The 15,309-nt window shown below is 69.1% G+C and carries 10 protein-coding genes; 8 read left to right on the top strand and 2 right to left on the bottom strand.

Translation table 11 applies throughout. The features are described from left to right. Positions 1–1,006: 1,006 nt before the first annotated feature. The 7 genes from ACFVTC_RS17870 (at position 1,007) to ACFVTC_RS17840 (ending at position 8,763) form a co-directional block, all read left to right on the top strand. Positions 1,007–2,038, top strand: a complete 1,032-nt coding sequence (locus ACFVTC_RS17870) for a serine hydrolase domain-containing protein (RefSeq protein ID WP_390127919.1) — start codon at positions 1,007–1,009, stop codon at positions 2,036–2,038. 322 nt (positions 2,039–2,360) lie between these two features. Then, positions 2,361–2,876, top strand: a complete 516-nt coding sequence (locus ACFVTC_RS17865; RefSeq protein WP_390127917.1) for a hypothetical protein — start codon at positions 2,361–2,363, stop codon at positions 2,874–2,876. Between the two features lie 438 nt (positions 2,877–3,314). Further along, entirely contained in the window at positions 3,315–3,656 is a 342-nt protein-coding gene (locus ACFVTC_RS17860; RefSeq protein WP_390127914.1) for an ArsR/SmtB family transcription factor, read from the top strand. Positions 3,657–3,659: 3 nt separating this feature from the next. Beyond that, positions 3,660–4,166, top strand: a complete 507-nt coding sequence (locus ACFVTC_RS17855) for an SRPBCC family protein (protein ID WP_390127912.1) — start codon at positions 3,660–3,662, stop codon at positions 4,164–4,166. Continuing rightward, on the top strand, positions 4,166–4,786 hold the full coding sequence (locus tag ACFVTC_RS17850; RefSeq protein ID WP_390127911.1) for a dihydrofolate reductase family protein: 621 nt from the start codon (positions 4,166–4,168) through the stop codon (positions 4,784–4,786). Before ACFVTC_RS17855 ends, ACFVTC_RS17850 begins: the two co-directional genes overlap by 1 nt. Before the next feature lie 556 nt (positions 4,787–5,342). Next, positions 5,343–5,978 carry a hypothetical protein gene (locus ACFVTC_RS17845; RefSeq protein WP_390127909.1) on the top strand — a complete coding sequence of 212 codons (636 nt, stop codon included), beginning with the start codon at positions 5,343–5,345 and terminating at the stop codon, positions 5,976–5,978. Between the two features lie 670 nt (positions 5,979–6,648). Beyond that, positions 6,649–8,763, top strand: coding sequence for a discoidin domain-containing protein (locus ACFVTC_RS17840; protein WP_390127907.1), 2,115 nt, complete (start codon positions 6,649–6,651; stop codon positions 8,761–8,763). A gap of 406 nt (positions 8,764–9,169) precedes the next feature. Here the strand turns inward: ACFVTC_RS17840 and ACFVTC_RS17835 are convergent, their stop codons facing one another. Then, positions 9,170–12,532 carry a GH92 family glycosyl hydrolase gene (locus tag ACFVTC_RS17835; RefSeq protein WP_390127905.1) on the bottom strand — a complete coding sequence of 1,121 codons (3,363 nt, stop codon included), beginning with the start codon at positions 12,530–12,532 and terminating at the stop codon, positions 9,170–9,172. A 566-nt stretch (positions 12,533–13,098) separates the two neighbouring features. Then, positions 13,099–14,511 (bottom strand): helix-turn-helix domain-containing protein, encoded by a 1,413-nt coding sequence (locus ACFVTC_RS17830; protein WP_390127903.1) that lies wholly within the window; start codon positions 14,509–14,511, stop codon positions 13,099–13,101. 234 nt (positions 14,512–14,745) lie between these two features. On the opposite strand from ACFVTC_RS17830, the gene ACFVTC_RS17825 reads away from it, so the two are divergent. Beyond that, positions 14,746–15,267, top strand: coding sequence for a hypothetical protein (locus ACFVTC_RS17825; protein ID WP_390127901.1), 522 nt, complete (start codon positions 14,746–14,748; stop codon positions 15,265–15,267). The last annotated feature ends 42 nt before the right edge of the window (positions 15,268–15,309 follow it).

The raw sequence follows: 15,309 nt of genomic DNA, 5'->3' as shown, positions 1-15,309 counted from the left end.
GTGGCGCGCAACGCCGTCCCGTCGCGGGATTACCCGTTCCCGAATTTCAGCCGGATCCTGGTGGCGCGGTCCGAGGCGAATGCCGTCACCCGACTCGGGTGCGGCCCCGCAACTACCAAACGGGAGTGCAGAGTTGGGGCCGCTATTATGCGGCGTTCCACCGGAGTGCACAAATCCCGGCCGGAATGAGCAGGCCCTTTACCGGACCTAACCCGCACAGGCCGGCAGTGCTGCGCGGCGCACGTCCAAGGGCTGTCCCGTACAAGATCTCCTGGATCGTCCCACGACGCGGCGGCAGGGTGAGCGTCAGTCGATCAGCGGCTCGGCGAGGCGCCGGACAGACCTCGGGGGAGGGCCTTCAGGGTGGCCCTCGTCTGCTCGACCGCGCCTCGCGTGACCTCGGTGCGGTGCCGGACCGTGGAGAACGTCGACTCGGTGGGGTTCGTGGTCCGCAGGTGAAGCCGGCCAGTCGTCGCGGGACTTCGAGGCCGAGCCCGACAACTCACTGAAACCGCTCGTTTCGCGGACTCCCCCTTGGAAAACACGATTGAGTATCTGATACTCATCTTTTTCATCCTGCCGTCGACTATCCTCCGAAGGATTCCCCAGGGCTGACAGGGCCCGCCGGAGCCGGCTTCGCGCCAGGTCCGGGCGACAACTCGGCGGCGGAGTCCCGTGTTCTCCTCCCCGCCCCCCGATCGTGCCCGACGGTCTTCCCGGATTCTCGAAGGAGCATGAATTGCGTGCGAATGTGTGTGTTCGACGGCGCCCGCAACTGACGGGGTTCCGCGCAGTGGCAACGGTCGCGGTGTCCGCGGCCCTCGTCGTGCCCCTCGCCGCGACCCCGTCGAGTGCGAACCCGGTTCACGAGAGCGCGGCGGTCCGTGAGAGTGCGGCCGTCGGCCCTCGGACGACGCTCGCGACCGTCCGACAGGACGGCACTGCGGGGACACGTGCTCACCTGCGAGAGTTGGCGCGGAAGTTGGTGGACGAAGGAGTGCCTGGGGTGATCGTGCGGGTGGACGACGGTCACGGCAGGCCCATCGAGATCTCCGAGCAGGCCGCCTGGACGAAGAAGGACCATCGGCTCAGGGCGGACGACGAGGTGCGAGAAGCGTCCAACACCAAGACGGTGATGGCCACCCTCGTCCTGCAACTGGTCGCTGAGCACAGACTCGCCCTCACCGACCCGGTCGACAAGTGGCTGCCCCGCCAGGTGCGCAACGGCAGGGCGATCACCCTGCGCATGCTGCTCAACCACACCAGTGGGTTGTTCGACTACACCGAGGACCCCGCCCTCGCACCTGCCCTCACCGGCCGGGACTCCCACGTATGGACGTCGACGGAGATCCTGAGGCTGGTGAGCCGACACCCGGCACTGTTCGAGCCCGGCACCGAGTGGTCGTACAGCAACACCAACTACATCGCGATCGGCGCCGTCCTGGAGAAGGTCACCGGTAAGAACCTTGCGGCGCTGGTGCGGGACCGGATCGCCGGACCTCTGGGGCTCCGGCACACCTTCTACGCCACCGGCTCCGCCTGGCGCGACCGGCACGCGCACGGCTACGAACCCGACGCCGCCCACATGCCACCGGACGTTCCCGACGAGTTCAGGAACTACGCCGGACCGCGGCACGACGACCACGTGGACGTCACCGGCGACTACGTCACGGCCGACGGAGCGGATGCCGCGGTCGTGTCCACCGCCGGCGACTGGTCCCGTTTCTACGGCGCGCTGATGTCGGGCCGCCTGCTGCCCGCCGCCCAACTGGCCGAGATGCGCACCACCGTGCCGGAGGACGGGCCGGGCGACCCGGACGAGCTGGGCTACGGGTTGGGCATCGAGTCGGCGAAGACTCGCTGCGGCATGGTCTGGGACCACGTCGGTGTCGTCCCGGGATACGCGACCTACAACGTCACCGACTCCACCGGCCACCGCACGGCCGCCTTCTTCTTTGCCACGTCCACTCTCGACAAGCAGGCGCACCAGATCGGCGCGGCCCTGATGGACGCGGTCAACTGCGCCATGTTCGACTGACCACTGCGTTTCCGTGGGAGCCGCCTCCGGATCACGATGTGAGGCGCTGAACCGGGCGGTTCCAACTTGGCTGATTGGGCGCGGAGTCGACTCCACGGTGTTCCGCGCCCATCGGCATGCGGCCGGGACCCGTGAGCAGGGCGACTTGCAGCAGTAACCACCGGGCGGCGTGTTCACCGATCCAGGTGATCACGGACCGGGACGTTCACGCGGCGCCTTCACCACCGAGCCGCACCTGGCTGGCGAGCAGGCCCGAAAGCCCCCGCCGATCGTGGTCACGGCAGGGTTGTGCCAGGCTTCCGTCCCGAGGCGGATGAGAGGGGTGACGGTGGTGTCGAGCGGTTCGGTGTCAGCGGACGATCCTGACTGGGACCCGGACGAGCACGTGCGGTTCGCTCGCTACCGGCGGTCGTTCGACGAGGTGGCACCGGCGGATGCGGCAGCCCTCATCGTCCGAGTACTCACCGATCCGGATCAAAGGATGGCGAGCAGTGCCGTCTGCGAGTACCTCGACAGACGAGCCGCTGAACTGCTCACGGATCCCGGCTATCCTGCCTGGCACCTGGAGATGACCGGTCCTGTCGCGGTGGACGACTTCTCCACAAGGCGCCTCGATGAGTGGACGTTGCTGCGGGCGATGACCTTGAGCGAGCCGTGGGACGCCGAGGATCTGCTCGGGGCCTCCAACTGGCTACAACTCCACACCGCCGAAAGGTCTTCAGCCATGGGCGTTCTGGAAGTGCTGGCCGAGAGCGGCCGCACCCGCCGCATCCGCAACGTCGCCAAGTCCCGGCTGTCCGCAGCCCAGCGGTCGACGCCGGCCGGACCGGAGCGCTGAGCCGCTGCCCCTTCGGCGCGAGCAGGCGCAAAGGGCCCGATGCTCGATCCACGGCGGGCTTCGGGCACCAGCGCCGCCGCTCTCGAGCAGCGGCGCGGTGACGTCGCTGATCCTGTGAAGGGGGCACGCCGCCGGCTTCGTGGAAGGCCCACAGCCGAAGTCGCGTTCTGGTCAAGCCGTCGTGTCGGCGGGCGAAACGGGGGCGGTTGCCCGGCGCACGGTCGGAGCTTGGGGAAGGCCGCTCAGTGGTGGGTCGGCTGCGCGCAGGGGCTCCAGCCGGCTCCAGTCGGCGGCACACGCAGTGGGCACTGCCAAGGTTTACCTGGCCCCCTGAATGAGCCCCGGCCCGCTCCGGTCGAAGCCGCCGGGCCGGACCTGACAAGCCCCACCTGACTCGTGCGGCTTGACGCATGCCGATATCGGAATACGATGGAATCCATGGCACGAGCAGCTACGACGTCGGACGTCTTCAACGCGATCGCCGAGCCGCAGCGCCGGCAGATCCTGCTGTTGCTGCGGGCGGGGGAGCGGCCGGTGACCGAGTTGGCCCAGGAGCTGGGGATGACCCAGCCGGGGGCGTCCAAACACCTGCGGGTACTCCGAGAGGTCGGGCTGGTGCGGGACCGCAAGGCGGGCAAGCAGCGCCTGTATGGCCTCGACGCCCGCGGGCTGCGACCGGTCCACGAGTGGACCGGCGGGTTCGAGCGGTTCTGGAACGAGAGCTTCGACCGACTGGACGAGTACGTGCAGGACCTCAAGCAGGCAAAGCAGGAGGAGTGACCGATGGCAGCGACAGGACGGGACGCGCCGGCGCAGTCACCGGCGGCCGACCGGGAGATCGTGATCTCCCGGGTCATCAATGCCCCACAGGAGCTGGTGTTCGAGGCATTCACCGAGGTGCGGCACCTGTCGCGGTGGTGGGGCCCGGAGGGGTTCACCACCACCACGCGGGCCTTCGAGTTCCGCGTCGGCGGGGAGTGGGACTTCGTGATGCACGGACCGGACGGGACGGACTACCAGGAGTGGATCTCCTGGACCGAGATCGCCCCGCCGGAGCGGATCGCCCTGCTCCACGGTGAGTCCCACGGCGACCCGAACGCCTTCGAGTCGACCCTCACCTTCGCGCCGGACGGCGCGGCGACCCGGATCGAGATGCGCACGGTGTTCCCCACCAAGGAACTACGCGACGAGGCGGTCGAGAAGTACCACGCGATCGAGGGAGGCCGGCAGACCCTGGGCAACCTGGCCGCGTACGTCGCCGAGATCGTTCGGAAAGGAGCGGAGGACTGATGGCCGGGAAGGTGTTCTTCAGCGTGACTATGTCGCTGGACGGTTTCATCGCGCCTGATTCCCCCGAGGACTTGATGGGGCAGCAGTGGATGGAGCTCCAACAGTGGGTCTTTCCCCAGCGGTTCTTCCGGGAGAACCTGAAGCTCGGCGAGGGCGGCGAGGAGGGGCTCGACAACGACATCGTGCGGGAGACGTTCGAGCGCACCGGCGCGAGCGTCATGGGCAAGCGCATGTTCGACGCCGGCGAGCAGGCGTGGCCGGAGGAGGCGCCGTTCCACACGCCGGTCTTCGTCGTGACGCACGAGAAGCGTGACCCCTGGGAACGGCCGGGCGGGACCACCTTCCACTTCGTCAACGACGGTATCGAGACCGCGCTCGACCAGGCCCGCGAGGCTGCCGGCGACCGCGACGTCCGCATCGCGGGCGGCGGCGCGACGATCCTCGAGTACGTGAACGCCGGCCTGATCGACGAGTTCTCGATCGCGCTGTCACCCGTGCTGTTCGGCTCCGGGATCCGCCTGTTCGAGGGCGTGGACGCGGCCCGAGTGGTCCTGGAGCCGGTCCGCGCGGAGCCCTCCCCATGGGTGACGCACCTGACCTACACCGTCCGGGAGCGGTAACGGTCCCCAATCAGCGTGCAGGTGCGGCGTGTGGTGTCGTTCAACGGGGGAGTCCTTTCTGTCTGTTCAGCTGCAACACCTTGGACCTTGGACCCTGGATCCGGACCGGTGCCGGGCGGCGGGCATCCCGGACAGCGGGGGGGCGTCCGGTGGCCGAGCGTCGCCGGACGGTGGAGGAAACCTTCGAGTCGGCGAAGGGCCTGATCGGCTGGACGAGCATCGGGTCCGCCGCTGGACCCTTGGCATCGCTGGACAACATCCGCCATGCTCGTGCACGCCTTCCGTGGTCCCGGCCGCGATCGGACGGACCGCCGCGACCACACCGCGGCTCGCCCTGCTGACCTGCGGGGAGATTCAGGGCCACTTCGCCAAATCACTGTGCCACATCCCCACGGCCTGGCGCACCGGCTCAGCTGGTCGCGCCGGCGCCGACAACGTCAGGCCCGTGCGCGCAGCAGCCACTACCGGCGCCAGGCCCTCCAACACTAACCTTCGAGGTCACGGCACTGGTTATCCCATCGCCCATCGTGAGCGACGTGGATGTGAAGGGGCGCGGATGAGCGTGATGGGGGTCTGGGTGGTCGGCATCGTGCCGGACAATCCCATCGAGGAAGTGCGTCGCCGATTCCCCGGGGCGGCAGGCGCCCACGGCACCTGGCCGGCGTCGTCCGCCGACATGAGCCAGTGGTGCGAGCCTGTCGCGCCCGCGGAATTGCTCGACGCGGCTGCCGAGCGGCCGTCGCGCATTGACGAAATCGCGCGCTTTGCGGACGCGGTCGACAGAGTCCGGAACGACGGGACCGACGTGGACGAGTTCCAGGACTACCTGCTTCACGCGGTCCCGCAGCAGGAGAGCGAGGGCATGTTCTGCGCCGCCGTACCCAGGGGCGATGGCGCGGCGGCGCTCATGTGGGGACTCGGCCGCGACACGGCACTCCGGATTCCAGGATGCTGTGGGCAGTTCCTGTTCGACGCCGCCCAAGTACGGGTCGCGCTCCCCGCGGCCGAGCAAGCGCTCGTCCTTCACCCTTCGCGTCGGGCCCACGTGGCCGCCCGGATCCGGATGTGGCTGGACGAGATGGCGGACGACCCGAACCGCGACATCAACGAGCTGATCGACGGCCCGCTCCGGGTGCTGCGTCACGCGGCGCGCACGGGAGCCGGCGCAGTCGGGCTCACTCTTTGGTACTGACAGGAGCTTCTGGAGGCCGTGGTCCCGGCCGGCAAGATCACGATCTACGGCTGGAGTACAGGCCTGTCCGACGGGTCGAGTCACCCACCCCGCGCCCGACAGCAATGTCACCCTCGACCGCGCCTCTACGGCGGTCAAGGGCGCCGAGAGGGCTGCGAAACCCGCCGAGCACGCGGTGAAGGTGGGACTCGCGCTGACTGAGACCCGTTTGGCGGAGGACGCGGTACCCGACGCCGCGGCCCGCTCGGTCCGCAGCTTCGTCACCAGCACCAGCACCAGCACCAGCACCAGCACCAGCACCAGCACCAGCGTCCGCCTCGCCCACGGAATATCGAGACCGATCAGCGAGGTGAAAGCCGGACACGTGGCTCCGGCGATCAGGATCTCCTTGTCGGTGCGTCGCGTTCAGCGGTTCACCGACCTGTTGGTACATAACGGGCACTCCGGGTCCGTGCAGCTCAGGCGCCTTCACTCTTTGAAGGCATATCGCGACCGAGGAAAGCCCGACGCCCGATTCCGTTCACAGTCTTGACGTGTCAGCAACAAGGCCGTAACCATCAGTCATCCGGAGAGCGCTCTCTCATTCGGCGACCAACCCACAGGAGACGCCGTGAGTGGAAGACCCCCGTACCGCTTATTCCGCCGTGCCCCCGCACGTTCGCCCCGAACCGTGCTGTTCACCGTCGTCACCGCTCTGCTGGCGACCTGCCTGCTGGCCCTGGTACAGGCGCCCGCCCAGGCAGCCGGAACGCTGTTGTCGCAAGGCAAGCCCGTCACCGCCTCGTCCATCGAGAACGTCGGCACCCCCGCCTCCGCCGCGGTCGACGGCGACGCCGGTACACGCTGGTCCAGCGCTGCCACCGACCCGCAGTGGCTGCAGGTCGACCTGGGCTCGAGCTCCACGGTCAACCAGGTCGTCCTGAACTGGGAGAGCGCCTACGCCACGGCGTACAAGATCCAGACGTCGGCGGACGGCAACTCCTGGACCGACGTCTATTCGACCACCACGGCCACCGGCGGCACCCAGACGCTGACCGTCAACGGCACCGGCCGCTACATCCGCATGTACGGCACGGCGCGTGCCACCCAATACGGCTTCTCCCTCTGGGAGTTCCAGGTCTACGGCACCAGCGGCAGCGGCGGCACCGGATGCTCCACGACCAACGCGGCGCTGAACAAGCCGGCCACGGCCTCGTCCACAGAGAACGCCGGCACCCCCGCGTCGGCCGCCGTCGACGGCAGGAACGACACCCGCTGGTCGAGCACCGCCGCCGAACCCCAGTGGATCCAGGTCGACCTCGGCGCCACGCAGAGCATCTGCGGCGTTCAGCTCAGCTGGGAGGCCGCCTACGGGAAGGCGTACCAGATCCAGGTCTCCGACAACGGCACCACCTGGTCCACCGTGTACCAGACGTCCACCGGTGTCGGCGCCACCGAACTGCTCACCCTGACCGGCTCCGGCCGCTACGTCCGTATGAACGGGACGACCCGGGCCACCCAGTACGGCTTCTCACTCTGGGAGTTCCAGGTGTTCACCACCGGGACCACTCCACCGCCGGGCGGCGGCAACGCGGTGCTGCTCTCCTACAAGAAACCCGCCACCGCCTCCAGCGCACAGGACGACGCGCAGTGCGGCGGCTGCACCCCGGCCAATGCCTTCGACCACGACCCGGCCACCCGCTGGGCCACGGCCGCGGGCAGCGGCTGGACCGACCCGCAGTGGATCAGCGTCGACCTCGGCGCGAGCGCGCACGTCACCCAGGTCGTCCTGCAATGGGACCCGGCCTATGCCAGCGCCTACAGGGTCCAGGTCTCGGCCGACAACACGAACTGGACCGACGTCTACTCGACGACCACCGGCATGGGCTTCAAGCAGACCCTGAACGTCGACGGAACCGGCCGGTACGTGCGGATGTACGGCACGGCGCGAGGCACGGCGTACGGCTACTCCCTGTGGACCTTCGACGTGTTCGGCACCGGGGGCAGCCCGACGGCTCCGCCGCCCAACCCACCCGACCCTGCCAACCCCCAACACGTGGTGTTCCAGGACGACTTCAACACGCCGGCCGGTACCACGCCGGACGCCTCGAAGTGGACGCAGGACACCGGCCCCGGTGTCAACGGTGAGCTGGAGTACTACACCAACGGCAGGAACACCACGATGGACGGCGCCGGGAACCTCGTCATAGAGGCCCGCAAGGAGGCCACCCCGGGCTCCAGTTGCCCCACCGATCCGCTGACCGGCTCCACCACCTGCCAGTACACCTCGGGCCGTATCAACACCTCCGACCATTTCAACTTCACCTACGGACACGTCGAGTCACGGATCAAGGTGACCGGCACACAAGGACTTTGGCCCGCGTTCTGGCTGCTGGGCTCCAACTTCAAGACCGGCACACCGTGGCCGGCCTGCGGTGAGATCGACATCATGGAGCACATCGGCAAGGTGCCCGACACCGTCTACTCGACCCTCCACGCGCCGGCCTACAACGGCGGCGGTGGCTTCGGCTCGCCGTACCAGGTCGCGGGCAGTGACTTCTCGTCCGCCTTCCACACCTACGCGCTGGACTGGGACTCCAGCCACATGACGTTCACGGTCGACAACAACGCCTTCTTCACCGTCGCCCGCTCCACGCTGGAGACGACGAAGGGTCCGTGGGTGTACGACCACCCCTTCTACATGATCCTCAACAACGCGGTCGGCGGCGACTGGCCGGGCGCCCCGAACGCCACCACCGTCTTCCCGCAGAGGATGCTGGTCGACTACGTGCGCGTCTCGCAGTAGCCGAGCGGTCCCGGCCCGTCCGGACCCTGTGGCGGGATGCCCGCGCATCCCGCCACAGGGTCCGGGAGGTGCTCCCGATGGGCCCCCAGCGGACCGGCCGCTGGGCCCCAGGCGGACCGGCCGCGCCGAAGCGGACCACTGGCTCGGTCTGGGGCCTGGACTCATCAGCTTCAGCCTTGCCTTCATCGCCGATCCCGATGATGACGACGGTTGCCTCACGTACGTGATGCATGTGATGCACGCGATGCACGCGATCTACGCGACGTACCGCTCGCGGTCCGAGGCCCGGCCTGGCGCGGTGCGCGACGGCGGGCGGGCAGCGCCGACAAGTCCCTCCCGCGCCCAGAGGGCTGGTTCCGGAGGTAGTGACCGGAACCAGCCCTCTGTCGTCAGCGCCTGCCGCGCCTCACTGCCCGAAACCGTAGGCGAACAGGTGGACAGTGCCGGTGGAGCCCGTCACCGGAAGGGTGATCGACGCCACCTGCTTGGACACGTCGAGGGGGACCTTCGTCGCGAAGACATACGTCTTCACCCCGTCCCGACCTCCGCTCGCCGTGTTCCGGTAACCCGTCGCGACGGCCGTCGTGTCCCCCGGAATCGGCTTGCTGCCGCCTCCGTTGAGCGTCCAGTCCGAGAAGCCGACTGTCGCCCGGGAAGTGGTGCCGTCGGTGTAGTTGACGGTCAACGTGCCCGAGACCCCGCTGCCGTCGGTCGGCGCGTTGGTCGCGGCGCCCAGCAGGCCGAGGGACGCACCTGCGGTGCCGGCCGGCATGGGGATGGTCTGGCCGGCCATCTCCAGGTTGTCCGGCTGACCCGACGTCACCGTCGGCCAGGTGTAGGAGATGCCGTCGGCCGTGATGGCGGAGCCGTTGGTGACCCCGGCCGCCGACAGCGCGTTCTGCGAGAACGCCCAGCCACCGCCGTCGAACCCGGACGAGAAGGTGGCCCCGTCGGGGAAGACGCCCTCATTGGTGTCGTAGGGCCACAGCGCACCCGCCTTCGCAACGGCCACGCGGAGGACGGCACCGCCCACTGCCGTACCGGTGGTGTGGTCGGTCAGTGCGAAGGTGACCGGGAACGTGCCTTCGTTCGAGCCCGCCGTCACACGGACCTTGGTCTCGGCGCTGCCGGACGCGGCCACCGGCAATGAGCCGGATGCCGTGTCCAGCGTGACTCCCGAGGGTGCCGTGGCCTTCCAGTCGACCGTGACGGCCTTGCTGCCGAGGTTGGTCAGCTTCAGCGTCCCGTCACCGGACGCGCCCGGTTGGAGGACAAGGCCGTCGCTGGTGGGGCCGGTCGCGGCCAGCACCCGGTCGCCGCCGGTGGTGTCCGACGGAGGTACCGCGGACGGGTCGGACGCCCACGACTTGTCGGGCTGGGTGCCGAGCGTGAAGTCGAGCGTGCCGGCTCCCGTGAACTGCTGGTAGGTCAACCAGGAGGTCTTCCACGGCTTGCCCTTGACGTCCAGCGACTGCACGTACGGCGCGTCGGGTGCGGCCTGCGGCGCCTTGATCTGTACCGCCTTGCCGCTGCCCAGGGTCACCTTGGCCACCGGGAAGGCCGGACTGCCGAGCACCAGGGTGTCCGCGCCCGGGGTCTCGGGATACATGCCGAGCGCGGACCAGACGTACCAGGAACTCATCGCGCCGAGGTCGTCGTTGCCGAAGGAACCGACCGGGGCGTTGAAGTACAGCTTCTGCTGGGCGTCGCGGACGGCCGCCTGGGCCTTCCACGGCTCGCCCGTGTAGGCGTACTCCCACGGGATCTCGACGCTGGGCTCATTGCTCAGGTCGGCGTCGGTGCCGCCGGGGTGGGCGACGTTGTCCAGCAGGCTGTCCAGGTAGGACGAGTACGCCTGCGTGCCGCCCCGTGCCTGGATGAGCTGCCGCAGGTTGAACGGGACCATCGGCGTGTACTGCGCCGACGTACCCTCGACGAAGCCGTTGGAGGTGCCCGGGGTGAATCCGCCGGTGAACTGGCCGTCCTTGTTCTTGCCCTGCATGTACCCGGTCTGCGGGTTGAAGACGTTCATCCAGTCCTGTGCGCGGGTGGCGAACTTCGTGTAGACGGACGTCTTGCCCAGTGCCTTGGCGAAGGCGGCGACAGCGTAGTCCGCGGAGTCGTACTCCAACTGCGTGGAGACGGGCCCGTAGAAGTTGCAGCAGCTGTAGTCGTTCTCGTCGAGCGGGAGGTAGCCCTTCGCGTCGCGCACGGATTCGCCGGGGCGGTCGTTGTTCGGCGCCGTGCCCTCGTGCTGCAGGGCGGCGAGCGCCTTGTCCGTGTCGAAGCTCCGGGCCCCGAAGGCGTACGAGTCGGCGATGATGCCGGCGGCCGGGTCACCGACCATGACGTAACTCTCGCCGTTGTTCGACGCCCACTTGGGGAGCAGACCCGTCTGGTCGTACCCGTTGAGCATCGAGGTGACGACATCGCTGGTGACCTTGGGCTCGACCATCGCCATCAGCTGGGTCTGGGAGCGGTAGGTGTCCCAGCCCGAGTAGTTGGCGTACTGGGCCTGTTGTCCCTTGGCCAGCTTGTGGACCTGGTTGTCCATGCCCATGTACTGCCCGTCGGCGTCCGAGAAGACGTTCGGGTGCAGCAGCGCGTGGTAGAGCGCGGTGTAGAACTGCACCTGCTGGTCCGTGGACCCGCCGCCGACCTGGACCTTGTTCAGTACCGCGTTCCAGGCGTCATGGTTGGCCTGCTCGACGGTGGCGAGGTTCCAGTTCTTGATCTCGCGGGAGAGGTTGTCCGCGGCACCGGCGTCACTCGTGTACGAGATGCCGACCTTCGCGCGCACTGTGGGGTTGGTGGAGGTGTCGAAGGTCAGGTACATCCCGTTCGCACCGGTCGTCGGCGGCTCGGCGCTCGACCCGGCCTTGCCCGCAGCCGACTTGCCGGCTGCGCTGCCCGCGCCCGCCGCTGGGGACGGGGCGACGGATTTCGCGCCACCGCCGGCGTGGTGCACCGTCGGGGACGGGGCGGCCGGAACGGTGAAGTGCTTCTCCTTCAGCGGCTTCGACGGGTGCGTCAGCAGGTCCTGCCGGGCCTTGCCCGCCTTCAGCGAGGTCGCGCTCGGGTTGATCGTGCCGCCGACCCAGGTGCCGCTGGCAGTGAACGGCTGGTCGAACTTGATATCGAAGTGCAGCGTGTACCTGTTGCTCGCGCCACAGAAGTGACCACTGTCGATCGAGCCGCTGATCTCCTTCTTGTTCACCACCTGGACACGGGTCCCGTCCACCTGCGTGGCGCCACCACTGAGCTTGAAGAGCAGGTTGGCCTGCCGGCCCGCGGGGAAGGTGAAGGCGCCCAGACCGGCGCGGGTGGTGTCGGTCAACTGGGTCGTGACCCCGTTCGCATCGGTCACTTTGTAGGAGCCGATGCCGGTCTTCTCGTCATCGTGGTTGAAGCCTACGGACGTACCGCCGAGGCTGCCGGACAGTGCTCCGGTGACCGGCAGGACGGGCAGATCGCCCGCGACGCCGCAGCCGGGCCCGGAGACATGGGTCAGGCTGAAGCCGGAGAACTTGCTGTCGTTGTACTCGTAGCCGCCGCCCGAGGGCCGGTCGGGCGTCGTGTCGGGACCCCACTGCACCATGCCGGCAGGCATGTCGGGGCCGGGGAAGGTGTCCACCGCACCGGAGGTGCCGATGAGAGGGTTGACCAGGGACGCGGGGTCCTTGACGAAGCCCGGGGTCGCGGCGCTCGCCGCTTGGGCGTTCCCGATCGTGGGGAGCGGAAGGACGGCGATGCCCAAGACGGACACCACGGCCAGGCGTTGACGGAATCTCTTGCGGTTACGTGGAGCGGCTGAACGTCGGGGTCTTGCCATCGGTTGCCTCCACAGCGGGGTCCCACTTCGCACACGAGGTGTCGGCGTGCCGAACAGCGCACGCCGACGAGAGGCAACGGTGCCGGTCGCTCCAACGGCCTGACAACGTTGCCATTCACGAGAGACGAGTGAACGCGCGTGCCTGCGGCGTGTCAACGAGACCAACGGAACTTTCTGGTGCGGCAGTTCACGGTGAGCAACCGTGGGGGCATCCGTCGCGTCGGCTGATCGAGCTGGTCAGAACGGCGGGCGGCCTCGAGTACGGGCCGCACCTGCGCGACTTCGGCAGATCGGGCCTTCCGGCCGTCCGACTCCCCAGCCGCACCAGGCAGCCGAACTCACGGGCAGTCACCGCGGGCGCGTCAAAGGTTGGGCAAAGACGCCTCCCACGATGCCGGTCCACGGCCCGGCCGGGGCGCCAGGAAGGGGCGACCGGCTCGCGGTGCGGGGTGGTGGGCGCGTTGAGTATCCGGGGGGTGATGTCGGGTGGCAGTGGGCCCTGTTCAGCTTGTGAGGGGGGTCCAGCCGTGGCGTGCGTACCAGTAGCGCGGCAGGCCCTTGATGGCGCTGGTGCGGAATGCGAGGCCGTGGTCGTCGATGCGCTCGGTGCCGGTGCGGCCCTGCGAGGACCAGTCGAGCTCCAGGTACCAGCGGCAGTCGCAGTCAGCGGTTCGAGCGTCGACCAGCAGCACCTCGGGATCCTTCGAGGACACCCGGTAGGGCATGCGCATCGCCGGGGTGCTCGTTCCGCCCTCAGCGCCCTGGACCGAGCTGGCGATCGGTCGGTCCATGTCCAGATCGACGGCGAACGAACGGGGATTCATGTCGCTGCCGCAGCCTTGGCCGGTGGCGTAGACGGTGCCCTTCATCGGGGTGGCCCGTCCCACGACGCGGACCCGCAGCGCTTCCAGGACGACGGCCGCGTCCGTTCGCCCCTGCACAGAGATGCCCACGAGTGTCTGGCCGCCGTGCACCGCGCCTTGTGTACGCGCCCACGGGGCGGCGTCCTGGGGGGCCGGGGGTGGCGGCACCTGCCGGGGTGCCTTGTCGATGACGTAGTCGTGCTGACAACCGAGTTCCCACAGTTGGGAGTTCGAGGTCCAGGCGAGGGGCGGCGCGGCGGGGACGGTCTCGGCGGGCGGGGCCATGGACGGGTTCGACGAGCCGTCGCCCGCGGCGGGTGCCTGCGGCGAGGGCGCGCCGGGCGGTCGGCGGAGCGTGGTGGGGGTGCGCGCGGACGGTGTCGGGGAGTCGTGCCGTGCGTCGGCGGTCTTCGCGGTCGTCGTGCCGGACGCCTGGTCGCCGTCGGCGGCCCAGTAGTGCCCGTACGACAGGGCGGACAGGCTGCCCAGGATGGCGACCAGTGCGGTCGCGACAGTCGCGGCGACCGCTGAGCGGCGCCTGGACCAGGGCTTGCGCGAGGCGGGGTGCGATGCCGCGTCGCGCTCCCGCGACGAGCCGGCGAGGCTCCCGGCGGGGGTCTGGCGGGGACCGGGTGAGGGGGCGGGGGCTGCCGCGGACACAAAGCCGGCGGCCGTCGTGGAGAGGGAGTCTGCGGTTACCGCTGACGCGGATTCAGCCGCACCCTCGGTCAAGGGGCTCTCGCTGCCCGCCGGGCGGCCTCGTGCGACTTCCGGTGCGGGCTCGGTCGCCGTCCGGGACCGTTGTCGTGCCGCCACGGCCAGGACCCACCGCCGGTGCAGCTCTATCCGTTCGGCCGGAGTGGCCTCGCACATGGCGGCGAATCGTTCAACGGGTGCGAAGCCGAGCGGCACGGCGTCCCCCGCGCAATACCGGTGCAGCGTCGAGGCGTTCATGTTCAGGCGGCGCGCGAGTGCCGCGTAACTGCGGTCCGTGCGGGCCTTCAGACGCCGCAGCAGCGCCGCGAACTCCTCCACCTCGTCCTGGGACGACACCGGTTCCCCCGCCTCGCGTCCCAGGACGGCATCCCAGGCACTCCTGATGAAGAGAGGTCAAATGGCCTGGGACGGTTCCACCGTTGCGTAGCGGGCGCCGTCCGTTGTGCCCGGACCGCGGGGCCGCCGATGCTCTTGCTGTCGCCGGAGCCGCCCCCGCACCACGAGGGTCGAGGGGCCGTCCCGCACCCAGCGACGCACTTTCGAACCCATCGAAATCGGGGAGACACTCGGATGAACAGCAACAGGACCGCCCGCAGGCTCGTCCGCCGCACCGCTCTGACCGCCGGCCTTGTCGCCGCCGTGACCCTGCCGCTGGGGCTCAGCGCGTCGGCACAGGCGTCCGCCCCGGCGAGCGCGAAGGTGTCCGCCGTCGCGCCCCGGTCGGTCAGCGGCACGTTCGGCCGAGCGGTGACCCGGGTCGCCGACTTCTACGGCGCGTACATCGACGCGAAGGGCGACTACGAGGACCCGGACGGCACGCTGGCCACCGTGCTTCGCGAGCACTACCTGACGCCCGACTTCAACCGGCGGCTGGAGATGTGGGAGGAGGAGAACGGGGCGGACGGCGTCCTGCGTGTCCAGAACGTCCCGGCCCGGTGGACGGTTACCGACAACGGCGCTGTCGGCAACGGCCATGAGGTCGTCGTCACCCTGACCTTCGGCAGCGGGGCGACGACGCAGAAGACCAAGCTCTTCGTACTGCTGGAGCGGTACGACCACATCGTCGACATCGGCACCACGAGCGGCCACTGACGGCAAAGCCGCGCCGCGCGGTCCGTCCCGGCCGGGACGGAC

This window comes from Streptomyces sp. NPDC057950 (genome assembly GCF_042887295.1).
Lineage (GTDB): Bacteria > Actinomycetota > Actinomycetes > Streptomycetales > Streptomycetaceae > Streptomyces > Streptomyces kaempferi.
This window is presented reverse-complemented; position numbering and strand designations above follow the sequence as displayed.